19 protein-coding genes and 1 other RNA gene are annotated in these 22849 nt (G+C 63.6%); 6 read left to right on the top strand and 14 right to left on the bottom strand.

Going from position 1 to position 22849, the window contains the following annotated elements; all coding sequences use genetic code 11:
* Window positions 1-97: 97 nt before the first annotated feature.
* From GJV18_RS15380 to ssrA, 7 genes are all read right to left on the bottom strand, one after another.
* The gene (locus tag GJV18_RS15380) at window positions 98-2002 is read right to left on the bottom strand and encodes a DUF927 domain-containing protein (protein WP_160347175.1); all 1905 of its coding nucleotides are present in this window, start codon (window positions 2000-2002) and stop codon (window positions 98-100) included.
* Window positions 1992-3059 carry a toprim domain-containing protein gene (locus GJV18_RS15375; RefSeq protein ID WP_160347173.1) on the bottom strand — a complete coding sequence of 356 codons (1068 nt, stop codon included), beginning with the start codon at window positions 3057-3059 and terminating at the stop codon, window positions 1992-1994. The genes GJV18_RS15380 and GJV18_RS15375 overlap by 11 nt, the downstream gene beginning before the upstream one ends.
* A 3-nt stretch (window positions 3060-3062) precedes the next feature.
* Entirely contained in the window at window positions 3063-3419 is a 357-nt protein-coding gene (locus GJV18_RS15370; protein WP_160347172.1) for a hypothetical protein, read from the bottom strand.
* Window positions 3416-3670 (bottom strand): helix-turn-helix transcriptional regulator, encoded by a 255-nt coding sequence (locus GJV18_RS15365; RefSeq protein ID WP_160347170.1) that lies wholly within the window; start codon window positions 3668-3670, stop codon window positions 3416-3418. The genes GJV18_RS15370 and GJV18_RS15365 overlap by 4 nt, the downstream gene beginning before the upstream one ends.
* A gap of 98 nt (window positions 3671-3768) precedes the next feature.
* Window positions 3769-4545, bottom strand: coding sequence for a hypothetical protein (locus GJV18_RS15360; protein WP_160347168.1), 777 nt, complete (start codon window positions 4543-4545; stop codon window positions 3769-3771).
* A gap of 48 nt (window positions 4546-4593) precedes the next feature.
* Entirely contained in the window at window positions 4594-5820 is a 1227-nt protein-coding gene (locus GJV18_RS15355; RefSeq protein WP_160347166.1) for a tyrosine-type recombinase/integrase, read from the bottom strand.
* Between the two features lie 164 nt (window positions 5821-5984).
* Window positions 5985-6342, bottom strand: a transfer-messenger RNA (tmRNA) gene (gene ssrA, locus GJV18_RS15350).
* Between the two features lie 142 nt (window positions 6343-6484).
* On the opposite strand from ssrA, the gene GJV18_RS15345 reads away from it, so the two are divergent.
* Window positions 6485-9403, top strand: a complete 2919-nt coding sequence (locus tag GJV18_RS15345) for a hybrid sensor histidine kinase/response regulator (RefSeq protein WP_160347164.1) — start codon at window positions 6485-6487, stop codon at window positions 9401-9403.
* A gap of 108 nt (window positions 9404-9511) precedes the next feature.
* Here the strand turns inward: GJV18_RS15345 and GJV18_RS15340 are convergent, their stop codons facing one another.
* The 4 genes from GJV18_RS15340 to GJV18_RS15325 form a co-directional block, all read right to left on the bottom strand.
* Entirely contained in the window at window positions 9512-9757 is a 246-nt protein-coding gene (locus GJV18_RS15340) for a hypothetical protein (RefSeq protein WP_160347163.1), read from the bottom strand.
* A gap of 170 nt (window positions 9758-9927) precedes the next feature.
* Window positions 9928-12735 (bottom strand): FAD-binding and (Fe-S)-binding domain-containing protein, encoded by a 2808-nt coding sequence (locus GJV18_RS15335; RefSeq protein ID WP_160347161.1) that lies wholly within the window; start codon window positions 12733-12735, stop codon window positions 9928-9930.
* A 119-nt stretch (window positions 12736-12854) separates the two neighbouring features.
* Window positions 12855-14000 (bottom strand): FMN-dependent L-lactate dehydrogenase LldD, encoded by a 1146-nt coding sequence (gene lldD / locus GJV18_RS15330; RefSeq protein WP_160347160.1) that lies wholly within the window; start codon window positions 13998-14000, stop codon window positions 12855-12857.
* A 189-nt stretch (window positions 14001-14189) separates the two neighbouring features.
* Window positions 14190-15884, bottom strand: coding sequence for an L-lactate permease (locus tag GJV18_RS15325; RefSeq protein WP_160347158.1), 1695 nt, complete (start codon window positions 15882-15884; stop codon window positions 14190-14192).
* Between the two features lie 312 nt (window positions 15885-16196).
* Between GJV18_RS15325 and GJV18_RS15320 the strand changes: the two genes are divergently transcribed.
* On the top strand, window positions 16197-16970 hold the full coding sequence (locus tag GJV18_RS15320; RefSeq protein ID WP_160347156.1) for an FCD domain-containing protein: 774 nt from the start codon (window positions 16197-16199) through the stop codon (window positions 16968-16970).
* A 163-nt stretch (window positions 16971-17133) separates the two neighbouring features.
* Here the strand turns inward: GJV18_RS15320 and smpB are convergent, their stop codons facing one another.
* A complete protein-coding gene (gene smpB / locus GJV18_RS15315) occupies window positions 17134-17616 on the bottom strand; it encodes an SsrA-binding protein SmpB (RefSeq protein ID WP_160347154.1) in 483 nt (160 codons plus the stop codon).
* A 146-nt stretch (window positions 17617-17762) separates the two neighbouring features.
* On the opposite strand from smpB, the gene GJV18_RS15310 reads away from it, so the two are divergent.
* Genes GJV18_RS15310 through GJV18_RS15300 form a run of 3 tightly spaced genes read left to right on the top strand, consistent with a single transcriptional unit; the run spans window position 17763 to window position 19939 of the window.
* Window positions 17763-19166 carry a sodium-dependent transporter gene (locus GJV18_RS15310; protein ID WP_160347152.1) on the top strand — a complete coding sequence of 468 codons (1404 nt, stop codon included), beginning with the start codon at window positions 17763-17765 and terminating at the stop codon, window positions 19164-19166.
* A 25-nt stretch (window positions 19167-19191) separates the two neighbouring features.
* The gene (locus tag GJV18_RS15305; protein ID WP_160347150.1) at window positions 19192-19626 is read left to right on the top strand and encodes a type II toxin-antitoxin system RatA family toxin; all 435 of its coding nucleotides are present in this window, start codon (window positions 19192-19194) and stop codon (window positions 19624-19626) included.
* Complete coding sequence (locus GJV18_RS15300; RefSeq protein ID WP_160347148.1) at window positions 19619-19939, top strand: RnfH family protein; 321 nt, start codon at window positions 19619-19621, stop codon at window positions 19937-19939. The genes GJV18_RS15305 and GJV18_RS15300 overlap by 8 nt, the downstream gene beginning before the upstream one ends.
* Window positions 19940-20007: 68 nt before the next feature.
* Here GJV18_RS15300 and GJV18_RS15295 read toward each other — a convergent pair whose 3' ends face one another.
* The gene (locus GJV18_RS15295) at window positions 20008-20517 is read right to left on the bottom strand and encodes an outer membrane protein assembly factor BamE (RefSeq protein ID WP_160347146.1); all 510 of its coding nucleotides are present in this window, start codon (window positions 20515-20517) and stop codon (window positions 20008-20010) included.
* Window positions 20518-20614: 97 nt separating this feature from the next.
* On the opposite strand from GJV18_RS15295, the gene fur reads away from it, so the two are divergent.
* The gene (fur, locus tag GJV18_RS15290) at window positions 20615-21019 is read left to right on the top strand and encodes a ferric iron uptake transcriptional regulator (RefSeq protein ID WP_160347144.1); all 405 of its coding nucleotides are present in this window, start codon (window positions 20615-20617) and stop codon (window positions 21017-21019) included.
* 113 nt (window positions 21020-21132) lie between these two features.
* On the opposite strand, the gene recN is transcribed toward fur, so the two are convergent.
* The gene (recN, locus tag GJV18_RS15285) at window positions 21133-22806 is read right to left on the bottom strand and encodes a DNA repair protein RecN (RefSeq protein ID WP_160347142.1); all 1674 of its coding nucleotides are present in this window, start codon (window positions 22804-22806) and stop codon (window positions 21133-21135) included.
* Window positions 22807-22849 lie beyond the last annotated feature (43 nt).

Below are 22849 nucleotides of genomic sequence, written 5' to 3'. Positions count from 1 at the left end.
GCAGAGGTGCCCACCAAGGCCGGCGCTTGCTGGGCTTGGCGGTTTGTTCCCGGCGTGACCCTGGGTTTTCCAGTTGGCGATTTCTGGTCAGCCATGGCTATTCCTCCAGAGCGGCCAGCAAGGCGGCGGGATTGACCACGTAGACCCGCACGATGCCTTCACCCTTGACCCGCACGCGCTTGGTCAGGCGGCCGTCGCGGTCGTTGTCGCGTTCGGCGATGGCGCCGGCATTGTCGAGACAGGCCAGCACGCGTCGCGTATCGAAGTCCGGGGCAGCATCCGCCAGCGCTTGTGTGGTGAACAGGTAAAGGCGGCCGTCACCATGGGCCCGATACCAGCCGGCGCGGTCATGCACGGTGGCGCCGTCCGTGCCGTCGACGTTGGCAAAGCGGGCCGCGTGGCGGTCGATGAAAGTGGACACCGCCCGCATGATCTTCGCGTTTTCGGATTGGCCACGGCCACGGAACTCGGCCCAGGCGCCGAATAGCTCCCGCATTGCCGCAATGGCGGTGCCTTGCGTCCATGGCAGCAGCTCGCCTTGTATGGCCAGTTCACCCGCCAGGGCGGCGATGGCGAACCGCGCCGCCGCGCGCGCATCCTGCCCGGTGCCGATGGGGAAACCTTGGCGCATGTCGGCGAACAAAGCTTCCAACTCGGCGGCGGCCTCGGCCGTCTGCTCGCGCGCCACCAGCAGCTCGACAAACGCCGGCCCAAGCTGGCCGTAATGTTGTGCCGTCGCGCGCTTGAGGGTGTCGGCGAATGCCCGGCCGGCGCCCTTGCGACCATCCTCGCTGGCGTCGTCATGGGGCAGGCCCAGGCCGTGCAAGTCGTCATAGGCGCCATAGCGGCGATAGGAGGGCACATCCAATAGGCGCAGCTCTTGGCCGGCCTTGCTGCGCATACCAGCGCTTTCCATGTGCTTGCTCATGGTCAGCTCGCCGCTGGACAGCACCATGACCCGCCATTTCTGCACCTGGCGCGGCAGCCCCGACACCTTGCCGCGTTGGCGACCGGTGCCATTGCCCAGGGCATAGATGATCCCGCCTACGTCCTGTGGCTTGGCCTCGCCGATTTCGTCGAGCACAAGCAGGGTGTCATTGCGCAGCGTGGCCACGCCTTCCAGCCCCGTGCTGGTGGCGTTCCATGTGCGCAGAAAATCGCGCGGCTTGCCCCACACGCTGGCGGCCACGGCCAGCGCAATGCTTTTGCCGCTGGAGCTGTCGCCCAGCAGGTGGAAGCCACCGCCGTCGGCATCGAGCAAGGTCAGCAGCGGCCCGGCCAGGGCCGCGCAGACGGCAAGAATCAGCACCGGATTACCCAGGCAGCGGGCGGCTACCTCGGCTTGCCAGCCGGCCAGGTCGCCGGCCGTGTCGTATTCATGGCCGCCGGCCTCGGTCGACTGAAACACCACGTCACCGCCGCCGATGACTCGGCGAGGCATAACGAACAGCGCCGGCCCATACCAGCCGGTGCGCGTCGCCGCCATGGCTTGGCGTTCCGGGCTGCTGCTCATCAGGTAGTCCATCAGCGCTTGCCGCTGTTTGTGCGGGATGGTCGCGCCCATGTTGAGCAGCACCGCGCGCAGCTCTGCACCGTCGCTGGCCAGCATCTCCATCGGCGCGGCCCATTGCTTCCAGGCGCTGGCCCCTTTGGGCAGCAGGTGCAGCAGTCGGCCGAAGTTCTCCCCGCGTTCGTCGCAGGTGATGGCCAGCACCTCCAGCGGCGAACAAACCAGCGTGTCGGTTTCTGCATCGTCGCGGATGCCGTGGAAATACAGGCCGGGGGCCAGGACGTGGCCCTGTCGTGTCTGCACCCAACTGGCATAGGTGGCCCAGCTCGGCCGGGCCGGTGTGACCGTGGGGTGTTTGATCTTCGCCTTGCGCTTCTTGGGCGCGGGCTTGCTGGTGGGTTTGTTCGGCCGCTTGCCGCTGGGCGTCGCTTCCCCCTGGCCGGCCGCCCCAAATGCTTCGCCCGGCTCCAGTTGGCTTGGCCTATCGGTCATGGGCAGCGTCCCAGCAGTGCAGGTCGTTAAAGTCGGACAGCTCCAGCGGCGCGCCCGCCGGCCACTCGGGGAACACCACCATGGCACCGACCGCCAGGGCGGCAGCATCGGCGGCCGTGCGACCGGGGTTGCCGTCGCTCTGGCGGTCGTCATCGCCGGCGATTACCAGCTCAATCAGGCTGCCGTACTTGGCGCGCAGGGCTTGGGCCACAGGGCGCAGGTTGCCGGCATTCATGGCGCAGGCCACGGCGTCGGCACCTTCGTAGTGGTCGAACAGCGTGGCGCCAGTCGCCCAGCCCTCGCAGACGAACAAGCGCCGCCCCGGCTCGACTTGGCCCAGCAGGTGGAAGGCGCCCAGCACCTGGCCGCCAAACAGGAAGCGCTTACCGCCATCGGCGCCGATGCGTTGTAGGTTCACCAGCTCGCCGGCAGTGTTGAGCAAAGGCACAAGCAGCTCGCCGCGATGCTCGCGCAGGTCGTGGGCGTGCAACCGCTTTGCCGCCAGATAGTCGTGCGCCGGGTTGGCGGCGGCGCTGGCCTGCCACAGTCGGCGGGCTAAGTCGGCGGCGGCCTGTTGCTTGTAGCGTTTCTGCTCAGCTTCGCGGGCGGTGCGCTGCTCTGCCTCCAGCCTTGCCGCCGCCAACCGCCGACGTTGGCCGTCGTCGTGACTATCGCCAGCGTCCTGCCGCCCCTCCAGCGCGTCGAGGCGCAGCCCCAGCCGGCGGGCCAGGTCGCACGCGGCGTCCGCCTGATTCACGTCCCACAGGTAGGCGGCCAGCGACACCAAGTCGCCGCCGCCGTCGCCACAGGCGAAGTCATGCCAAAGTCCGTCTAGCAGCGAAACCGAAAAGCTCCCGGCCTGGCGGTCGGCTCGCGTGGGGTTGCGGGCAACCCATTCGCTGCCCTTGCGGGTGCCTTCCGGCAGTAGCTCCGGCACCAATGCGGCAGCGTGCTGCAACGCGACAGCGGCCACCGCGCGAATGTCTTCGACGATCCGGGTTTTCTTCAGGCAAGCCGATCCCGGCAACGCCTCGCGGCGCTGTTGAAAATAGCTCATGGGTTAGTCCTGGCTTACGGGTGACGGGTGGGGAGTTGCCGGGCTGGAATGCGCGGCCGCGCGGATGCCGGCCAAGGTGCCGTGCGCGTTACGGGTGACGGTTGCCAGCTCTGCCGATAGCCCCGCCAGCGCGGCCAGCATCGAGCAAATGGCGACGGCCAAACCGTCATCGACATGGCCGGCACCTGTTGCGCCGTCCAACAGTTCTCCGATGGCGGCAATGCCGGTGCTCAAGCGCTCGCCTTGGCACTCGGCGATACAGGCCAACCGCTCCAAGCGGTCGACATGCCCAGATAGGCTGTCGGCGGCGGATGCTGCCGGGGTGGCGAGCAGTTCCCGCCAGTAGTTCAGGGTGCTCATTGTGTCGCGCCCTCGGAGCTATCGGCCTGGGCCTTATCCCGCGCGGCAATCTTGGCTTGCAGCCAGGCTTCCACCTCGGCCACGACGTAATAAGCCGCCGCCTGGCGGGCGTCGCCATCTTTGATAGGTTTGGGAAAGGTCGAGTCTTTCGCCTTGAGCTTGGCTAGGCCGGAACGGGTCACGTCAAGCCATTGGCAGAGGGCGGGCTGACGGATCAGCCCTTTACTCGGTAGGGTGCTGCTCGGGTGCATTCGCTTGCCTCCATACGGTTAAGGCTTGCCAAGTTATGCACCCGACCCGGGCGGGTCATTGCAATTGCAAAAAAATCGAATGAGAAACGCTCTGCCGTTTATTGCCCTGCTTTGTCACGGTCAAGACCGATTTTATTGGCCTTGGCAAAGAGCCCGTTCAGCGTGCGTTCGCCAGCCCCATACCAGTTGCGATGCCGGTCCCCTATCTCTCTAGCAACCTCTCCCTGTGTGTACTTTCGGCGTCCATCACTTGTCAGCAAGTCGAGCAGGCCCGCAATAGCCAAAAGCATTCCCTCTTTGTTGTCACTATCTCCAGTGCTGGCCTCATCGAGAAATGGACTCAGGATGCTTACCACTTCCCCATCGTTGTATTCGTCCCGCTCAATTTCCCAGGTTTCACCACTACTGTGGGCAACTGTGGGCCAACTTGTATTGGCCGGGTCATTGATGACTTTGGCCGCCCGCGCCAGTTCACGCGGGGCGTAGACCCTCACATAGTGCTCCGCAGAAATCTCATCGAGCCCCCTGTCTGACCTTCCTGCAAATACCCTCCAGTATTCGCCACGACTATCGGTCATGATTCCGTCGTCTGGTAGAGGGAAAGGCAGCGTCTTCAGATTTCGCTCGGAGTGAGTAACCGATAGCGGGCTTCCGGCAAGACTGCTCAACTCGCTTAACCTGATCAGTTCAAAGTGTGTTAACGGGTATAGCTCCTGATTTCTAGGCTGGTACTGCATGTAAGCAGGAACCACACCTTTGAGGGCATACCTTTCCATTTCTTTGGCGGATACGGCTTCACCAATTCTTGAGGACAGCATCTCGGCTGCCTCATCTTCACTCAGATAACGATGGTTTTTTAGGGGCTTGAGTGCCATGCGTTTTCCTGCTGATGGTCGTTGAAATCCCGGCCTACACAAATTGCTTCAGGCCCGCTTTATTGCCACTACATTGCCGCCTGCTAGCTTGTCGAGGTGGTCGGCATACCACTGCATCATTTCCCGGCGCTGGGGCAGATACACCGCTTTGTTGTACACGCCGGCTACCCCTTCTTTGACGTGGGATAGCTGGGCCTCGATGTGGTTTTCATCGAAACCGTGTTCGTTGAGGGTGGTGGACGCGATGTGCCGGAAGCCGTGGCCGGTTTGCCGGCCCTCATAGCCGAGGCGGCGCAGTGCCATTAGGAACACGGTATTGCTCCGGGGCTTGGTGGTGTCGCTGCGGCCTGGGAAGAGCAGGGGATAGGTGCCGGTGAGAACGTGCAGGTCGCGCAGTAGTTCGACGGCTTGTTGCGGCAGCGGCACCAGATGCTCGCGGCGTCGTTTCATGCGCTCGGCCGGGATGGACCACAGGGCTTTATCAAGATCGAACTCCGACCAACTGGCCTCGCGCAGCTCCGATGGACGGCAGGCCAGCATGGAGAGCAGTTGCAGGCCGATGCGAATGTCAGTGGCGCTGGGGTAAGCCCTTATCGCGCGCAAGAGTGCCGGCAACTCTTCCTGGGATACATGAGCGAAGTTTTCCACCGGGCGGGTTTGCAGGAACTTGTGCAGCCCTTCAAGCGGGTTGTGCGTTGCTCGGCCGGTCACACGGGCTAGGTCGTAGATTTCCTTGCACATGCCTCTCACGCGGCTGGTCTGTTCGACGATGCCTTTCTGTTCCATGCCGCGCAGAAACTCCATCCATTCGATGGGCAGGATTTCAGCGAAGGGGCGTTTGCCGAGCACCGGGAAAACGTGCAGTTCTAGCGCGCCGATAGTGCGAACCGCTGTTCCTTCAGTCCACCCTTTGCGCTTGTTGGCGTACCACTCGCGGGCGAGCTTTTCGAAGGTGTTGGATGCGGCTTCTGCTTCTGCGGCTTTACGCGCGTGTTTCATCGCTAGCGGATTGCGGCCCTGGGATACATCGCCGCGCATTTCCGCCGCCTTCTGGCGAGCTAGCGAGCCGCCAACCTCGGGATAGCCACCCAGGCCGATCCATGACCACTTGCCATCCGGTTTCTTGTAGCGCAGCTGCCACGACTTGCGACCATCCGGCTTGACGCGCAGATATAGGCTGTTGCCGTCGTGCTCGCGGTATTCCTTGTCCTCTGGCTCCAGGGTGGCAAGCACCGTGTCTGCCAGCGGGCGACGCTTGATTTCGCTGCGCCTCATTCGTGTACCCCGTAGTTTCAATTTATATGGCGGGTACAGCGGAGGATACACGGCGGCGCGTGCTGTGTGTATCTATTAGGGAGCGTGTAGAAACAAGAAAGCCCGCACGGGGCGGGCTTTTCAGGGCGTTTCCGGTCATGTGGGAACATGTGGAAACTTGCATTTGGTGGAGCCGGGGGGATTTGAACCCCCGTCCGCCAGTTCTCCGCTATCGGTTCTACATGCGTAGCCATCTCTATTAAGTTAACTCCGCGCGACCCGAGTGGCAGGGTGCTTGGAGCGAGCTGCATAAGTTTTAGCCGTTACACCTGCAGCGAGCTTGGCGGCGATCCTGTTCTATATGACTGACCAAATCTTCGGGTTTACAGGCATCCCCTAGGGTCAGCTAGCGGCACTTAGGCGGCTAGAGCGTAGTTGTCGTCGTTGGCAACTATAAGTTTGCAACAGTGGATTTACGAGTTCTGTTACCAACTCGGCATGCCCCTCAAGTTTCGCTACCGGCGTCGAATCCTAATCGGCCCCAAAACTTTCAAGCTGTAGCTAGGACGCGAGTTTACGGCAAAGGTTCCGTAGCGTCGACCTGCCTTTGTGAATACGGGCGTATGGCGCGGCATAACGCTATGATTGCCCCATCGAGTGCCCCGTCGTAGCCATGAGATTCCCTATGCCCCGCGCATCGCAATACCCCCTGCGTCAGTGGATCTGGCGTGCCTTTGTGCAGAGCGCGCTGATTCCGCTGATCCTGGTGGAGTCGGTGCTGATTGCCGTGTACCTGCTGAGCAATGCGGCGATCCGTGATGCGCAGATCGAGCATCTGCAGCAGAGCGCCCTGGATGATCTGGGGGCGGCAGCGCTGCGTGAGGGGCAGGTGATCGATGCGCGCCTGCGCGCGGTGGAGGCGCAGGTGCAGATCTTCCGCGATGCGGCGGTCAATGCTCTGGAGAACCAGGCGTTTCAGCCCGATGCTCTGGAGCGCCGCCGTCATGCCGTGACCGATACGGGGGTGTTCTACAGCCTGAGCGACGATGACCGCGCGGCTTCCTTCTATGCCAACAGCACGCCCCTGGCCCAGCAGGACCACGCCAAGGCGCTGCGTCTGTCGCAACTGGACCCTCTGATGCGTTCCATCCAGGGCGCCAACCCGCTGGTGGCGGCGCTGTATTTCAACAGTTGGGACAGCTACAACCGCATCTATCCCTTCTTTATGACCCCCGAGCAGTATCCCCATGACATGGTGATACCGGATTACAACTTCTATTACCTGGCCGACGCCCAGCACAACCCCGAGCGTAAGGTGGCCTGGACCGATGTCTACCTCGATCCGGCCGGCCTGGGCTGGATGATGTCGGCAGTGGCGCCGGTGTATCGCGGCGATTTCCTCGAAGGGGTGGTGGGGCTGGATATCACCGTGGGCCAGATGCTGGCGGAGATCGGTGAGCTGGACGTGCCCTGGCAGGGTTACGCCATGCTGGTCAGCCGCGAGCACAACATCATGGCCCTGCCCAGCGCTGGCGAGCAGGACTTTGGCCTGCGCGAGCTGACCGAATATTCCTATGCCGAGGCGGTGCGTCGCGAAGTGCTCAAGCCTGAGGATTTCAGCCTGGCCAAGCGACCCGAGATGCAGCCACTGCTGGCGGCCATGGCCAATGGCGAGGGCAATGTGCAGGAAGTGCTGCTGGGCGAGCGCAAGCAGCTGATGGCCTGGAGCGAGATTCCCCAGACCGGCTGGCAGCTGATTCTGGTTGTGGATGAGGAAGCCATCTTCCGCGAGACCAATCGCCTGGCCGAGCGCTACCTGCATATCGGCTACCTGTTGATTGCCGGTCTACTGGTGTTTTATCTGTTGTTTTTCGCCCTGATGTGGCTGCGTTCGCGGCGCCTCAGCCAGCAGCTGGTGCAGCCTATCGACGGGGTGATCGGCATGATGCAGCAGTTGGGTCAGGGTAATTATCAGCCGCCGGCACCCAGTAGCAGCATCCATGAGCTGAGCAGCATGGCCCAGGCCGTGCTGCACACCGGTGAGCAGTTGCAGGCCAGCGAGGCAAAGCGTTTCGAGACCCAGCGCATTCTACAGCTGGTGCTGGAAAGCACCACCGAAAGCCTGTGGGAAGTGGATGCGCCGAGCATGACCATCAAGCTCAGCGAGCACTTTCTCAAGCGTTTCGGCCTGAGCCATGAACGTATGCCGTTTAGCGAATACAACCAGCGCGTGCACCCCAATGACCTGGAGCGTATCCGCCATCTGCGTCAGCTGTTCGCCGGCAGTGGCGAGGATCAGTTTGAGGCCGAGTACCGCTATGCCGATGCCCGTGGTGAATACGCCTGGCTGCTCAGCCGTGGCAAGGTGCTGGAGCGAGACGTCGAGGGGCGCGCCCTGCGCATTGCCGGCACCCATGTGGATATCACCCGGCTCAAGCAGGTGCAGGAGGAGCTGCGCCGCGCCAGTCTCGACGCCCAGGCTGCCAGTCAGGCCAAAAGCCGCTTCCTGTCGAGCATGAGCCACGAGCTGCGCACGCCCCTGAATGCCATTTGCGGCTTCGGCCAGTTGATCGAACTGGAGGCCCAGGACAAGCCCGACGCCAGGCCGGAAGCCGACTACGCACGGGAGATCGTCAATGCCAGCCGGCACCTGACGTCCCTGGTGGACGATATTCTTGACCTGTCCAGCATCGAGAGCCGGCGTCAGCAGCTCAACCTGCAGCCGGTGGCGGTGGGTGAGTTGCTGCACAGCTGCGCCGAGCTGGTCCAGCCCGAGGTGCAGCAGCGCCAGTTGCAGCTGCAGCTGGTGAGGGAGGCGGATGCCGGGCTCTATGTGCAGGCCGATCTGCGTCGGGTGCGTCAGGTGCTGCTCAACCTGCTGTCCAATGCGATCAAGTACAACAGCCCCAAGGGGCTGATTCGCCTGGGTTATGAGATCCGCTCCAATGCCGTGCGCCTCTGGGTCGAGGATAACGGGGCGGGCCTGAGTGCCGAGCAGCAGGCCAATCTGTTCCAGCCGTTCCAGCGCCTGGGGCGGGAGAATTCGAATATCCCCGGCACCGGTATCGGCCTGGTGCTGTGCCGCGAGCTGGCCAGCCTGATGGGGGGGGAGATGGGCTTTCACAGCCAGGCCGGCAGTGGCAGTCGTTTCTGGATCGACCTGCCTGGCGCCGCGGCGCCCCATGCTGGCAATGGGCATGGCAGCGCCGGACAGGAAGTAAACCAGCCGCGACAGCTGGCCGAAGTGCTCTGCGTCGAGGACCACCCGGCCTGCCTCAAGGTGGTACAGGAGGCGCTGCGCGAGTTTGCCGAGGTGCGCGGCGCCGCCTCCATCCAGCGTGCCCTGAGCGAGCTGGAGCACTGCACGCCAACCCTGCTCCTGCTGGATCTGGATCTGCCCGATGGCGATGGCCTGCAGATACTCGACCATATGCGCCAGAACCCGCGCCTGCAGGCTGTGCCGGTGCTGGTGATCAGCGCCACGGTGGATGAAGCCGGTTTTGCCGAGGCCCGCCGCTGCGGCGCCCAGGCCTGCCTGGCCAAGCCCATCGACCTTGCCCAGGTGCGGCGCTTGGCCCTAAGCCTGTTGGCCCAAGGGGTGTAACAGGTATCGGGGTCGCGTGGTCTGAACTGACCGTAGGAGCCAGCTTGCTGGCGATGCCTTTGAGTTACAAGGATCGCCAGCAAGCTGGCTCCTACAAGGCGGTGGTGCCTATTCGCTGGCGTCTAGCAGTTGCAGGGCCTCGCCCAATACCTTGACCGACTGGCTGTGGTTGCCGGCCTTGTGCAGGGCCTCGCCTTCGGCGCGTAGCTGCTGCACCTGGGCCAGAACAGTGGCATCGGCGGGCGGATTGGTTTTCAGCAGTTCGTCGATCTTGGCCATATCGGCCGGGCAGTGCATGGCCCAGAGCGAAGTGCTGAGCAGGGCGGTGGCGAGGAACAGGCTAAAACGACCCATGGCAAAACTCCTGATGGCGGGTTGAGGCTTTCAGTATAGAAAGCCGCCAGCGCGCCATCGGGCCGTTGGTCTGGGGCCATTCGTTGACAATCCATGGTTGGGCTCAGCCACCGTTCATTCCCTCTCCCTTTGGGAGAGGGTTAGGGAGAGGAGCGCTGAGTGGGGCAGGCTCACGCCCTGGCCTGGCTTACCCGATCCAGCAGATAGACCAGGCCGTGGTAGTCGATACCGCCGTGCTGGCTCAGGCCGATTTCGCAGGTACGGCTGGTGCTGATGCCTTCGTCGCAGTGCTGCACGGCATCCTTGAGGCTGCGCAGGGCGTGGCTGTTCAGCTGCGGGGTGGTAAAGCCCTTGTCCCCGGCGAAGCCGCAGCAGTGGATGCCTTCGGGGATGACCACTTCTGAGGTGCAGCGACGGACGATATCGATCAGCCCTTGAGCTTCGCCCAGGTGCTGGGTGCTGCAGGTGACATGCACCGCCACCGGCTTGTCCTGTGGGGTGATGTGCAGGCGGTCGAGCAGCTGCTCGCGGATAAATTTCACCGGGTCGTGCAGTTTCAGGCGGGCGTCCAGGCCGTCCTGCATCAGCCGCAGGGTGCAGGGGCTGGTGTCGCAGTAGATGGGGTCGAGGCCGCCACGGCTGGCCTGGAGCAGGGCGTCGATCAGCTCCTGCTTCTTGCGCTCGGCCTGCTCGGCATAGCCCTTGGAGGCAAAAGGCTGGCCGCAGCACAGGTTGTCCAGATCATCGGGGAACACCACCTGAAAGCCGCCTTTTTCCAGCAGGGCGCGGGTCTTGTCGAGCAGCGGCATTTGCTCGCTATCGCCGGTCGCCGGGCCCATGGCGCGGGATACACAAGCGGCCAGATAGACCACCCGTGGCCGCGCATCGTCATTGGCTTTGGGTAGGTGCAAGCGCTGCAGAGGTTGCGGCATGGCCGGGGTCCACTGCGGCACGCGGCCCTGGCTGGCTTTGCTCAGCGCCGCCGAGGTGCGGCCAAGCAGCGGCGCGCCCAGCAGCCGGCGCGCGCCGTTGGCTACCTGCAGCATCAGCCGTGCGCCCTGCAGGGTGCGCTGGAAGTTGTTGGCCAGCCAGTCGGCGCTGCGCTGGCTGTTGGCGTCGCGGGCGCGCAGCTGGCGCACCAGATCGCCAGTATTGATGCCCACCGGGCAGCGCTGGGCGCACAGGCCGGTGGCGGCGCAGGTGTCGATGCCCTGGTACTGGTAGGCCGCTTCCAATTCACTGGTGTCGATCCCGGCGCGTTTTTTCGCCTGGATATCGCGCCAGATCACAATGCGCTGGCGCGGGCTCAGGGTCAGCCCCTTGGACGGACAGACCGGCTCGCAGAAGCCGCACTCGATGCACTTGTCGACGATGGCGTCGGCGGCCGGCAGCGGCTTGAGGTTTTTCAGGTGGATATCGCGATCCTCGGAGAGAATCACGTCGGGGTTAAGGATGCCCTGGGGGTCGAGCAGGCGCTTGATCTGCCACATCAGCTGGTAGGCGTCCGCGCCCCATTCCAGCTCGACAAAGGGCGCCATATTGCGTCCGGTGCCGTGCTCGGCCTTGAGCGAGCCGCCGAACTCCACGGCCACCAGTTGCGCCACATCCTGCATAAAGGCTTCGTAGCGGGCCTTTTCCGCTTCGCTGTCAAAGCCCTGGGTGAAGACGAAGTGCAGATTGCCTTCCAGGGCGTGGCCGAAAATGATCGCCTCGGCATATCCATGCTTGTCGAACAGGGCGAGCAGGCGGTTGACCCCTTCGGCCAGTTGCTCGATGGGGAAGGTGACGTCCTCGATGATCACCGTGGTGCCGGTGCGGCGCACCGCGCCGACGGCGGGGAAGGTGTCCTTGCGGATCTTCCACAGCAGGTTGTAGACGACCGGGTCTGCGCTGAAATCCACCTGCTTTTCCAGGGGGAAGTGGGCGATAGACGCCATGATCAGCTGCAACTGTTCCTGCAACAGGCTCTGGCTGGCGGCGCGGGATTCCACCAGCAGGGCGCAGGCGTTGGCGGACAGGTCCTTGACCCATTCCGGCATGCCGGGCTTGTCCTGCACCGAGCGCAGGCTGCGCCGATCCAGCAGCTCCACGGCGGACACCGGTTGCTGTTTGAGCACGGTCACCGCCCGGCAGCAGCTCTCCACATCGGGGAACACCAGTAGGGCGCTAGCCTTGTGCGGGTGCTCGGGCACGGTGTGGTAGGTCACCGCGCTGATAAAGCCCAGGGTGCCTTCGCTGCCCACCAGCAGGTGGCTGAGAATATCCAGGGGCTGGTCATAGTCGACCAGGGCATTGAGGGACAGGCCGGTGGTGTTCTTTAGCCGGTATTTGTGGCGGATCTTGGCGGCCAGGGCGCTATTGGCCCGGGTCTGTCGGCCCAGCTCGGCCAACTGCTGCAGCATCACGGCATGGCTGGCCTGGAAGGCCTGCACGCTGTGCGGGTCTTCGGTGTCCAGCACCGTGCCGTCGGCCAGCACCAGGCGCATGCCGGCCAGGGTGTGGTAGGTGTTATGCGCGGTGCCGCAGCACATGCCGCTGGAGTTATTGGCGACGATGCCGCCGATCTTGGCGGCGGCGATCGAGGCTGGGTCCGGGCCGATCTTGCGCCCCAGCGGAGCCAGCACGGCGTTCGCCGCCGCGCCGATCACCCCGGGCTGCAGACGGATCTGCGCGCCCTGGTCGCGGATCTCCCGGCCGTTCCAGTTATCCCCCAGCACGATCAGCACCGAGTCGCTGATGGCCTGGCCGGACAGGCTGGTGCCGGCGGCGCGAAAGGTCACCGCCACACGGTGCTGGCCGGCCAGCTTAAGCAGCGCCACCACCTCGGCTTCCGCCTCGACCCGCAGCACCAGCTTGGGGATCAGCCGGTAGAAGCTGGCGTCGGTGCCAAAGGCCAGTGTGGACAGCGGGTCGTCGAAGCGCCGCTCCCGGAGGATCAGGCGCTGGACTTCGGCAAGAAAGGCGGCGGGCAGGCTCATACAGGCTCCGGGATACAGCGATTGATCTTTGAACTGTAGGAGCCAGCTTGCTGGCGATTAGCATGCTGCGAGGGCATCGCCGGCAAGCTGGCTCCTACAAAAGCGGGGCAGCGGATGGCTTAGCGCCCCAGTTCGCGCACCAGCGAATCGGCGCTGATATCGCGAATGCTCTTGGCCCCGGTCAGCACCATGGCCACGCGCATTTCCTTGTCGATCAGCTCCAGCAGGTTGCTCACCCCGGTACCACCGGCGGCGGCCAGGGCGTAGACGAAGGCGCGGCCGAGCATCACGCAGTCGGCGCCGAGGGCGAGCATGCGCACCACGTCCAGGCCGGTGCGGATGCCCGAGTCGGCCAGCAGGGTCAGCTCACCCTTCACCGCATCGGCAATGGCCGGCATGGCCCGGGCGCTGGACAGCACGCCGTCGAGCTGGCGCCCGCCGTGGTTGGAGACGACGATGCCGTCGGCGCCGAAGCGCACTGCATCCTTGGCGTCTTCCGGATCGAGGATGCCCTTGATGATCATCGGGCCGTCCCAGAAGTCGCGAATCCACTCCAGGTCCTTCCAGGAAATCGAGGGATCGAAATTGTTGCCCAGCCAGCCGATATAGTCGGCCAGGCCCGTGGGATTGCCACGGTAGGCGGAGATATTGCCCAGGTCGTGGGGCTTGCCCAGCAGGCCCACATCCCAGGCCCAGCTCGGGTGGGTCATGGCCTGCAGGATGCGCCGCAGCGGCGCGTTGGGGCCGCTCATGCCGGAGTGGGCGTCGCGGTAGCGCGCGCCGGGCACCGGCATGTCCACGGTAAACACCAGGGTGGTGACGCCGGCGGCCTTGGCCCGCTCCAGAGCGTTCTTCATAAAACCGCGGTCCTTCAGCACATAGAGCTGGAACCACATGGGCCGGTCGATGGCCGGCGCCACTTCCTCGATCGGGCAGACCGACACGGTGGACAGGGTGAAGGGAATGCCCTTGGCCGCCGCCGCCTTGGCCGCCTGCACCTCACCGCGGCGGGCGTACATGCCGGTCAGGCCGACCGGCGCCAGGGCCACCGGCATGGCCAGGGTCTCGCCCAGTACCTGGGTTTCCAGGCTCAGCTCGGACATGTCGCGCAGCACCCGCTGGCGCAGGGCGATTTCGGCCAGATCGGAAACGTTGCGCCCCAGGGTGTACTCGGCGTAGGCGCCGCCATCGATATAGTGGAACAGGAAGGGCGGCAGCTTGCGCCGGGCAGCTTCGCGGTAGTCGGTAGAGGCGGAAATAATCATGGAGTCACCGGAGAAAAAAGGTTGCTGCAATGGGGGCGCGTTGTTTAGCGCGCCCCCGGCATGCCGTGGAAAAACGTTGGCGAGGCAGCCAGCGCAAGGCAAAAACAGGCGAAAAAGCGGAGTTTACGAGTGTAAATGAGCATTTTGAGCCTGTTTTTAACGCCGCGATGGCAACGCAGGTAGTTTTCATCAGCCGGCCATCAGCGGGTCACTGACGCCCATTACATAGACGGCGAACAGGGCGATCAGGCCGGTGAACAGCACGTAGTACAGGGTAGGCCAGATGGTCTTGCGCAGGATGCTGCCTTCGCGGCCCAGCAGGCCCACGGTGGCGGAGGCGGCCACCACATTGTGGATTGCCACCATATTGCCGGCGGCGGCGCCAATGGCCTGCACTGCGACGATCAGCGCGCTGGAGATGCCCAGGCTGCTGGCCACGCCGAACTGGAACTGGCTGAACATCATGTTGCTCACCGTGTTGGAGCCGGCGATAAAGGCACCCAAGGCACCGATGCTTGGCGCCAGCAGCGGGTAGATGGCACCGACGCTATCGGCCACCCAGCGCGCCATGAGGATCGGCATGCTGGCCAGCTCGGCGCCATTGACCCCGGAGTTGATCAGGATGCGCACCATGGGCACGGTAAACAGCAGGACGAAACCGGCGCTGAGCAGCACGCCCGAGGATTCCTTCACCGCGCTACCCAGGTCGCGCAGCTTCATGCCATGCAGGAAGAAGGTGGCGATAACCACGGCCACCAGAATGCCGCCCGGCAGGTACAGGGGCATAAAGTTGGCGCTGACGCCGGTTTCGCCCAGCAGGTCGGGGAAGTTGATCACCACCGCCTTGAAGGCGCTGCCCACTTCCGGCACCACCCGGCTGATCACCAGCAGGGCGCCCACCAGTACATAGGGCAACCAGGCGCGCAGGGTGCTCATGGGCTTGGCGGTGAGGTCTTCCAGCTTCATTTCCACAGTGCCCAGCCACTCGCTCGGCCACTTGTCTGCCGGGGCGAAATCCCAGGTGGTCTTCGGCACCAGGAAACCGAAACGGGCGGCGCTGGTGACGATAGCCAGGCCGATCAGGCCGCCGGCCAGGGAGGGGAATTCGGGGCCGAGGAATACGCCGGTGGCAGCATAGGGAATGACAAAGGCCAGCCCGGCGAAAATCGCGAAGGGCAGCACTTGCAGGCCGGCCTTCCAGCTTTTCTCGGCGCCGAAGAAGCGCGTCAGCATCATCGCCATCACCAGCGGCATGACCACACCAACGCAGGCATGGATGATCGCCACTTCACTGGTGATCAGCTGCAGGAGCTGCGCCCAGGACGAACCCTGTTCCACCAGCTGCGCACCGATGGTGGCGGTATCCAGGCCGCTGTTGACGCCGACGATGATCGGGGTGCCCACCGCGCCGAAGGACACCGGCGTGCTCTGCACCAGCATGCCCATCAGCACCGCAGCCATGGCCGGGAAACCGATGGCCACCAGTAGCGGCGCGGCGATGGCCGCCGGGGTGCCGAAACCGGAGGCACCCTCGATAAAGCAGCCGAACAGCCAGGCGATGATGATGGCCTGGATGCGTCGATCCGGGCTGATGGTGGTAAAGCCGGCGCGGATCGCGGTGATGCCGCCGGAATGCTTGAGGGTGTTGAGCAGCAAGATGGCGCCGAAGATGATCCACAGCAGGCCCAGGGTGATCAGCAGCCCCTGCACGGTGGAGGCCAGCACCCGGTTGAAGCTCATGTCCCAGGCGAACAGACCGACGCCGGCGGTGAGCAGATAGACCAGCGGCATGGCGCGTTTGGCCGGCCAGCGCAGGCCGACCAGGAGGATGGCGGCCAGCAGAATGGGTGAGAAGGCGAGTAGGGCGAGCAGTCCAGAAGACATGGCGGCTTCTCCTTAGCGATGCGCGCAGCGCATGGGAATGGATGGACGCAGCGGGGTGCGGATAAGGCAGGGTTGAACCGGCATGTCGGGAACCTCGTGAGCTTCTTGGAATTGTTTTAGGGCTTAATTGGTAATACCAATTTACAAAACAGCTTGCTCAGGGTAGAAGTGCAGTTACCGGCCTGTCAATTGCCGGGCTTACGACTTTGGTCGAGTGATCTCGTGTTGTAAGGGTTGCAGGCGCGCTATAGGCTTGCTCGGCAGGGCCTGAAAAGGCCCGGGATAGGTGGTCAAACCAGTGGAGTGTGGAGTATGGAAGTGGGCCAGGTGCGCCAGCGCCGTTTGTCGGACGATATCGTCAGCCAACTGGAGACCATGATTCTCGAAGGTACGCTGAAGGCTGGTGAGCGGCTGCCGGCCGAGCGGGTGCTGGCCGAGCGGTTTGGCGTGTCGCGCCCTTCCTTGCGCGAGGCGATCCAGAAGCTGGCGGCTCGCGGGCTGCTGGTCAGTCGCCAGGGCGGTGGCAATTATGTGGCCGAAACCCTGGGCTCGACCTTTAGCGACCCGCTGCTGCATCTGCTGGAAAGCAATCCCGAAGCCCAGCGCGATCTGCTGGAATTTCGCCATACCCTGGAAGGTTCCTGCGCCTACTACGCCGCCCAGCGCGCCACCGAGCCGGATCGCCAGCGCCTCAGTGAGGCCTTCGCCCGCCTGCAGGACTGCTACAGCCGTGGCGGCAAGGTGACCCGGGCCGAGGAGGGCGTGGCCGATGCCAACTTCCACCTGGCCATTGCCGAGGCCAGCCACAACGCGGTGCTGCTGCACACCATCCGCGGGCTGTTCGACCTGCTCAAGCGCAATGTGGTAACCAATATCGGTGGCATGTACGCCCAGCGCGACGAAACCCGCGACCGCCTGATCGAGCAGCACCGGGCGCTCTATGAAGCGATCATGGACGGCCGCGCCGAGGAAGCCCGGGCCCTGTCCAACCGGCATATCGACTATGTGCAGGAGGTGCTGGCGGAGGTGCAGCAGCAGGCGCGGCGGGAAGAGCGGGCGCAGCGCAGGGGAGCGGTCAAACCGTAATCGCTAGAGTGTCAGAGGGCGGCAGAACGCGTTTGAGGGCTCGCGAGCTAGAGTCCTACAAGGCAAAAACAGGTGAGGGAGCGGAGTGTACTGTTGTACATGAGCATTCCGAACCTGTTTTTAACGCAGTAGGGCCGACGCGCAGCAGGCCGTAAGTAAATACTTACTCGTCCTTGCCCTTGCTACGCATGGCTCTCTGCACTTCACGGTTGGCGTCACGTTCCTTCTCGACATGGCGCTTGTCGAAGTCCTTCTTGCCCTTGGCCAGGGCGATCTCGCACTTGACCAGGTGGGCCTTCCAGTACAGTGACAGGGCCACGCAGGTGTAACCCTTCTGCTGCACGGCGCCGAACAGTTTTTCCAGCTCGCGACGGTTGAGCAGCAGCTTGCGGGTGCGCGTGGGGTCGGCAATGACGTGGGTGCTGGCGGCCTTCAATGGGGTGATATGGCAGCCCATCAGCCAGGCTTCGTCGTCCTTGAGCAGCACGTAGCTGTCCACCAGCTGCGCCTTGCCGGCGCGCAGGCTTTTCACTTCCCAGCCGGACAGGGCCAGGCCCGCCTCGAACTTGGATTCGACGAAATAGTCGTGCAGCGCCTTCTTGTTCAGCGCGATATTGCCTTGAGGGTGTTTCTTTTGTTTAGCCATAGGGCGCGCATTATAGGGAGTCGCGCAGGCGGATGCCATGCGCGCGGCCTGCTAAAAACGCGACAAGTGGCGGGATTGCGGTTGAGCCGCTGCGGCGAATCTTCGACAATGCGCGATCTTTTTTCTTTGAAGGCGAGCGAGCCAGCATGGCGAACGACAAGGTCTCGATTCACGGCGCCTGGGCCAGCCGTTGGGTGTTTATCCTGGCGGCCACCGGCTCGGCGGTGGGCCTGGGCAATATCTGGAAGTTCCCCTATATGACCGGGGTCTACGGCGGTGGCGCTTTTGTCGCCATGTACCTGCTGTGCATCGCCCTGGTCGGGGTGCCGATCATGCTGGCGGAAACCCTGATCGGCCGTCGCGGCCGGCAGAGCCCGGTAAATGCCATGAAGAGCCTGGCCATCGAGGCCGGGGCGTCCAGGCACTGGTCTCTGGCTGCGCTGATGGGCATGGTCGCCGCGTTGTTGATCCTGTCTTTCTATAGCGTGGTGGCCGGCTGGTCGCTGGACTATATCCTCGGCATGGGCCGCGGCGACTTTACCGGGGTGACGGCGGACGGCGCCGGCGCCGCCTTTGGTGGGCTGACCTCGGACCCCTGGCGCCTGACCCTGTGGCATAGCCTGTTTATGCTGGTCACTGCCTTTGTCATCGCCAAGGGCGTGGTGGCCGGTCTTGAGCGCAGCCTGCGTATCATGATGCCGCTGCTGTTCGTCCTGCTGCTGGTGTTGCTGGGCTACAGCCTGACCACCGGGCACTTTATGCAGGGTTTCGATTTCCTCTTTCATTTCGACCCAAGCAAGGTGCAGGACGGCATCCTCGCCGCCATGGGCCATGCCTTCTTTACCCTGAGCGTGGGCGTCGGTTCGATCATGGTCTACGGCGCCTATATGCCGAAGAACGCCTCCATCGGCGCCACCGTGCTCACCGTTGGCCTGCTCGATACCCTCGTGGCGCTGACCGCCGGTCTGGCGCTGTTCCCCATCGTCTTCGCCGCCGGCCTGGAGCCGGGCGGTGGCCCGGGGCTGATGTTCGTCACCCTGCCGATCGCCTTCGGCAATATCGCCTTCGGCCAGATCATGGGCTTGATCTTCTTTGTGCTAGTGGCGGTGGCGGCCTGGAGTTCATCGATCTCCATGCTGGAGCCGGCGGTGGCCTATTTCGTCGAGAAGAGCGGGCGCAGCCGGGTGCTGGTGACCGCCGTGCTGGCGCTGCTGTGCTGGCTGGTGGGTATGGGCACGGTGCTGTCCTTCAACCTGTGGGCCGAGGCCAAGTTCTTTGTCTTCGCCGAGGATGGTTTCCATCTGCTGCAGTGGGGCGCCGAAGGCGGCAAGACCTTCTTCGACAGCGTGGACTACCTGACCAGCCGCATCATGCTGCCCCTGGGCGGCCTGGCCTTCGCCCTGTTCGCCGGCTGGGTGATGGGCCGTGACAGCGTGCGTGAGGAGCTGTCGATCAAGAATCCGCTGCTATTCAATCTGGTTTACTGGCTGGTGCGTGTGGTAGCGCCGGTGGGCGTGCTGATCGTGTTTATTGCCGAGCTGAGCAAGTGAGGGCGGTGGTTGGAGTGATAAGCCGATGAGTACCCATATTCAGCGTTCGGCCCTGTTGCCCTATCCGGCCCAGGCGCTGTTCGACCTGGTCAATGATGTGGCCAGCTACCCGGACTTTCTGCCCTGGTGCGCGGCCAGCGAGGTGCTGGAGGTCAGTGAAACCCATATGCGCGCCAGCCTCTCGGTGGCCAAGGGCGGCCTGCGTCAGCGCTTCGTCACCCGCAATACCCTGGTGCCCGGCGAGATGATTCGTCTGAGTCTGGAAGAGGGGCCCTTTAGCCAGCTGTCCGGGCACTGGGAGTTCAAGGCGCTGGGTGACAAGGCCTGCAAGATCAGCCTGGATCTGACCTTCGACTATGCCGGGCCGCTGGTGCGCGCCACCCTTGGTCCTTTGTTCAATCAGGCCACCAACACCCTTGTGGACGCCTTCTGTCAGCGGGCGAGGCAACTCTATGGATAAGCAGCCGATCGTGGTCGAGGTAGTCTACGCCCTGGCCGACAAGCAGAAGCTTCTGCGCCTATCCGTGCCCCACGGCACTACTGTGCGTCAGGCGGCGCAGTTGTCCGGTATGCAGCAGCATTTTCCCGATCTGGATCTGGACAGCAGCCCCCTGGGCATCTTCGGCAAGGCCGTGGCCAAGCCCGATGAGCGAGTGCTTGAGGACGGCGAGCGGGTGGAAATCTACCGGCCGCTGATCGCCGATCCCAAGGAAGTGCGCAAACAGCGCGCGGCCAAGGCCAAGGCCCGGGCAGAGGATGATGGCGGTGCTTAGTGTGCGGTCGTTGTAGCGCGCAACGAAAAAGCCCGACTCGCGTCGGGCTTTTTCGTGATCGGCTGTGCTTACTGCGGATCGGTTTCCAGGGGCTCGGGAACCGGTACCGGCACCACTTCCACCTGATCCACTTCGCGCTGGATCTGTTCCAGCAGTGAACCGGGTGCTGGGCGCTCTTCAACGGGCTGGGGTGCGCTGATCACGCTGCTTTCGCCTTCGCCTAGGATCGCCTGATCGCGGCTGACGCCCGGCATAAAGTCACCGGAAAGGCCGGCCAGTTGGTCGTTGCCATCGAACATCAGACTGATGCGTTCCTGCAGGCGGGTGCCGCCGCCGGGCTGGATGCTGTACAGATAATCCCAACGATTGGCGTGGAAAGTGTCGGTGAGGAGCGGATTGCCCATGATAAACCGCACTTGCCGGCGGGTCATTCCCGGGCGCAACTGGTCTATCATGTCCTGCGTTACGACATTGCCCTGTTGGATGTCGATTTTATAAACCCCGGGGAACGAACAACCGGCGAGTGCGATAAGCCCCGTAAAGGTGAGGCTGGTCAGCAAGAGCTTGGTTTTTTGCATCGGTGGGTGACTTCCACTATCTTGGCTGGGCAATTAGAACCCGGATCATACCCGCAATAAGGGAAGCTGCGAAGCCGCTTCCGTGAGAAAGCAGACCATGGTTGAAAATAACGAACTACGCAAAGCTGGCCTGAAAGTAACCCTGCCCAGGGTCAAGATCCTGCAGATGCTCGACCACGCCGAGCAGCGCCATATGAGCGCCGAGGATGTCTACAAGTCCCTGATGGAGGCTGGCGACGACGTGGGGCTGGCCACCGTTTATCGGGTGCTGACCCAGTTCGAGGCTGCAGGCCTGGTGGTGCGGCATAACTTCGACGGCGGTCATGCGGTCTTCGAACTGGCTGATAGCGGGCACCACGACCATATGGTCTGCGTCGACTCCGGTGAGGTGATCGAGTTCTTCGATCCCGAGATCGAGAAGCGCCAGAAAGAAATCGTCAAGGAGCACGGTTTCGAGCTGGTTGATCACAATCTGGTGCTGTATGTGCGCAAGAAAAGCTGATTGATGCACCGATAAAGAAGGCGACCCGCGGGTCGCCTTTTTATTGTCTGTGTATCCGTGATGCGCAGCAGTTCGGGTGGCAGATCGACGGTGCGCACAGCGCACCCTGCGGATCAGGCCTGGGCACTGCTGACCATCTTGCGGGCATGGGCCAGGGATTCCTCGGTGAGGTCGACGCCGCCGAGCATGCGGGCGATTTCCTCGACCCGCTGCGCGGTTTCCAGCTTGCTGACGGCGGTGCGGGTGCTGTCCTGCTCGCGGATCTTGTGCACGAACAGGTGCTGATGACCCTGGGCGGCAACTTGCGGCAAGTGGGTCACGGTCAGCACCTGACCACGTTCACCCAGGCGGCGCAGCAGCTGGCCGACCACTTCGGCGGTGGGACCGCCGATACCGACATCCACCTCATCAAATACCAGGGTCGGCACCCGCGAGGTCTGCGCGGTGATCACCTGGATGGCCAGGCTGATCCGCGACAGCTCGCCGCCCGAGGCGACCTTGGCCAGGGGCTTGAGCGGCTGGCCAGGGTTGGCGCTGACCAGAAATTCCAGCTGCTCCAGGCCATTGGGCTGCGGCTCCGGGTTGGGGTTGGCGCGCAGTTCGATGCTGAAACGCCCGCCCGGCATGCCCAGTAGCTGCATTTCCTGCTGCACGGCGGCGGCCAGGCGCTCGGCCGCCTGGCCGCGCAGGGTGCTGAGTTCGCTGGCCTTGTCCTGGTAATGGCGGCCGTAGGCGTCCAGCTCTTCGCTCAAGCGCTCGGCGGCCTGGTCGTCGGCGTTCAGGCTCTCCAGCTCGTCGAACAGCTGCTGTTGCATGGCGCCCAGCTCGCTCGGCTGGATGCGGTGCTTGCGCGCCAGGGTATAGATGGCATCCAGGCGTTCTTCCATCTGCTGTAGGCGCTCGGGGTCGGCGTCGAAGTGGTCGATAAAGCGGTTCAGCTCGCCCATCGCTTCTTCCACCTGAATCTGCGCACTGGCCAGCAGATTGATCGCTTCGCTCAGGGCGCCGGGCTGGCCCTGGAAGGCGCTGAGGCGGTTCAGGCTGTTGGTCAGGGCCGACAGCACGTTGCCGGCATCGCTCTCGCTGCACTGATCCAGCACCAGGCGGCAGGCGCTGAGCAGGCTTTCGGCGTTGGTCAGGTTCTTGTGTTCCTGTTCCAGTTGCTGCAGCTCATCTTCACCCAGGGCCAGGTTGTCCAGTTCTTCCAGCTGGTAGCTGAGCAGCTGGTGGCGTGCGCGCTGCTCGTCGCCGATGCTGGACACCCGCTCCAGTTCGCTGCGGGTCTGCTTCCAGCGCTGCGCCGCGAGCTGTACCTGGCGTGCCAGTTCCTGGCTGCCGGCATATTCGTCGAGCAGGCGGCGATGGGTGTCGGGTTTGAGCAGGGACTGGTGTTCGTGCTGGCTGTGGATATCGATCAGTAGCTCGCCCAGGGCCTTGAGGTCGCCCTGGGGGCAGGGCGAGCCATTGATATAGCCGCGTGAGCGGCCCTCGGCGGTGATCACCCGGCGCAGGATGCAGGGGCCATCGTTATCCAGGTCGCGCTCGGCCAGCCAGGCGCGGGCTTCCGGAATGTCGGTGATATCGAAGCTGGCAAGAATATCCGCCTTGTCCGCCCCTGGGCGCACCACGCCGCTGTCGGCGCGATCACCCAGGCACAGGCCCAGGGCATCGAGCATGATCGACTTGCCGGCGCCGGTTTCGCCGCTGATCACGCTCATGCCGGCGTCCAGCTCAAGGTCGAGATGTTCAACGATGGCGTAGTTGTGTACGGACAGATGCACCAGCATGGGGAGGCCTCCCGACCTTTGATGTGGATATTTATACAGTAGT

This window comes from Pseudomonas xionganensis (genome assembly GCF_009763245.1).
In the GTDB taxonomy this organism is placed as follows: domain Bacteria; phylum Pseudomonadota; class Gammaproteobacteria; order Pseudomonadales; family Pseudomonadaceae; genus Aquipseudomonas; species Aquipseudomonas xionganensis.
The sequence above is the reverse complement of the archived record's forward strand: the minus strand, read 5'-3'. Positions and strand labels throughout refer to the sequence as shown.

Excerpts from the sequence above, each read along its gene's own strand:
- GJV18_RS15380 (WP_160347175.1), bottom strand. The coding sequence starts at position 2,002 with ATGACCGATAGGCCAAGCCAACTGGAGCCGGGCGAAGCATTTGGGGCG.
- GJV18_RS15375 (WP_160347173.1), bottom strand. The coding sequence starts at position 3,059 with ATGAGCTATTTTCAACAGCGCCGCGAGGCGTTGCCGGGATCGGCTTGC.
- GJV18_RS15370 (WP_160347172.1), bottom strand. The coding sequence starts at position 3,419 with ATGAGCACCCTGAACTACTGGCGGGAACTGCTCGCCACCCCGGCAGCA.
- GJV18_RS15365 (WP_160347170.1), bottom strand. The coding sequence starts at position 3,670 with ATGCACCCGAGCAGCACCCTACCGAGTAAAGGGCTGATCCGTCAGCCC.
- GJV18_RS15360 (WP_160347168.1), bottom strand. The coding sequence starts at position 4,545 with ATGGCACTCAAGCCCCTAAAAAACCATCGTTATCTGAGTGAAGATGAG.
- GJV18_RS15355 (WP_160347166.1), bottom strand. The coding sequence starts at position 5,820 with ATGAGGCGCAGCGAAATCAAGCGTCGCCCGCTGGCAGACACGGTGCTT.
- GJV18_RS15345 (WP_160347164.1), top strand. The coding sequence starts at position 6,485 with ATGCCCCGCGCATCGCAATACCCCCTGCGTCAGTGGATCTGGCGTGCC.
- GJV18_RS15340 (WP_160347163.1), bottom strand. The coding sequence starts at position 9,757 with ATGGGTCGTTTTAGCCTGTTCCTCGCCACCGCCCTGCTCAGCACTTCG.
- GJV18_RS15335 (WP_160347161.1), bottom strand. The coding sequence starts at position 12,735 with ATGAGCCTGCCCGCCGCCTTTCTTGCCGAAGTCCAGCGCCTGATCCTC.
- lldD (WP_160347160.1), bottom strand. The coding sequence starts at position 14,000 with ATGATTATTTCCGCCTCTACCGACTACCGCGAAGCTGCCCGGCGCAAG.
- GJV18_RS15325 (WP_160347158.1), bottom strand. The coding sequence starts at position 15,884 with ATGTCTTCTGGACTGCTCGCCCTACTCGCCTTCTCACCCATTCTGCTG.
- GJV18_RS15320 (WP_160347156.1), top strand. The coding sequence starts at position 16,197 with ATGGAAGTGGGCCAGGTGCGCCAGCGCCGTTTGTCGGACGATATCGTC.
- smpB (WP_160347154.1), bottom strand. The coding sequence starts at position 17,616 with ATGGCTAAACAAAAGAAACACCCTCAAGGCAATATCGCGCTGAACAAG.
- GJV18_RS15310 (WP_160347152.1), top strand. The coding sequence starts at position 17,763 with ATGGCGAACGACAAGGTCTCGATTCACGGCGCCTGGGCCAGCCGTTGG.
- GJV18_RS15305 (WP_160347150.1), top strand. The coding sequence starts at position 19,192 with ATGAGTACCCATATTCAGCGTTCGGCCCTGTTGCCCTATCCGGCCCAG.
- GJV18_RS15300 (WP_160347148.1), top strand. The coding sequence starts at position 19,619 with ATGGATAAGCAGCCGATCGTGGTCGAGGTAGTCTACGCCCTGGCCGAC.
- GJV18_RS15295 (WP_160347146.1), bottom strand. The coding sequence starts at position 20,517 with ATGCAAAAAACCAAGCTCTTGCTGACCAGCCTCACCTTTACGGGGCTT.
- fur (WP_160347144.1), top strand. The coding sequence starts at position 20,615 with ATGGTTGAAAATAACGAACTACGCAAAGCTGGCCTGAAAGTAACCCTG.
- recN (WP_160347142.1), bottom strand. The coding sequence starts at position 22,806 with ATGCTGGTGCATCTGTCCGTACACAACTACGCCATCGTTGAACATCTC.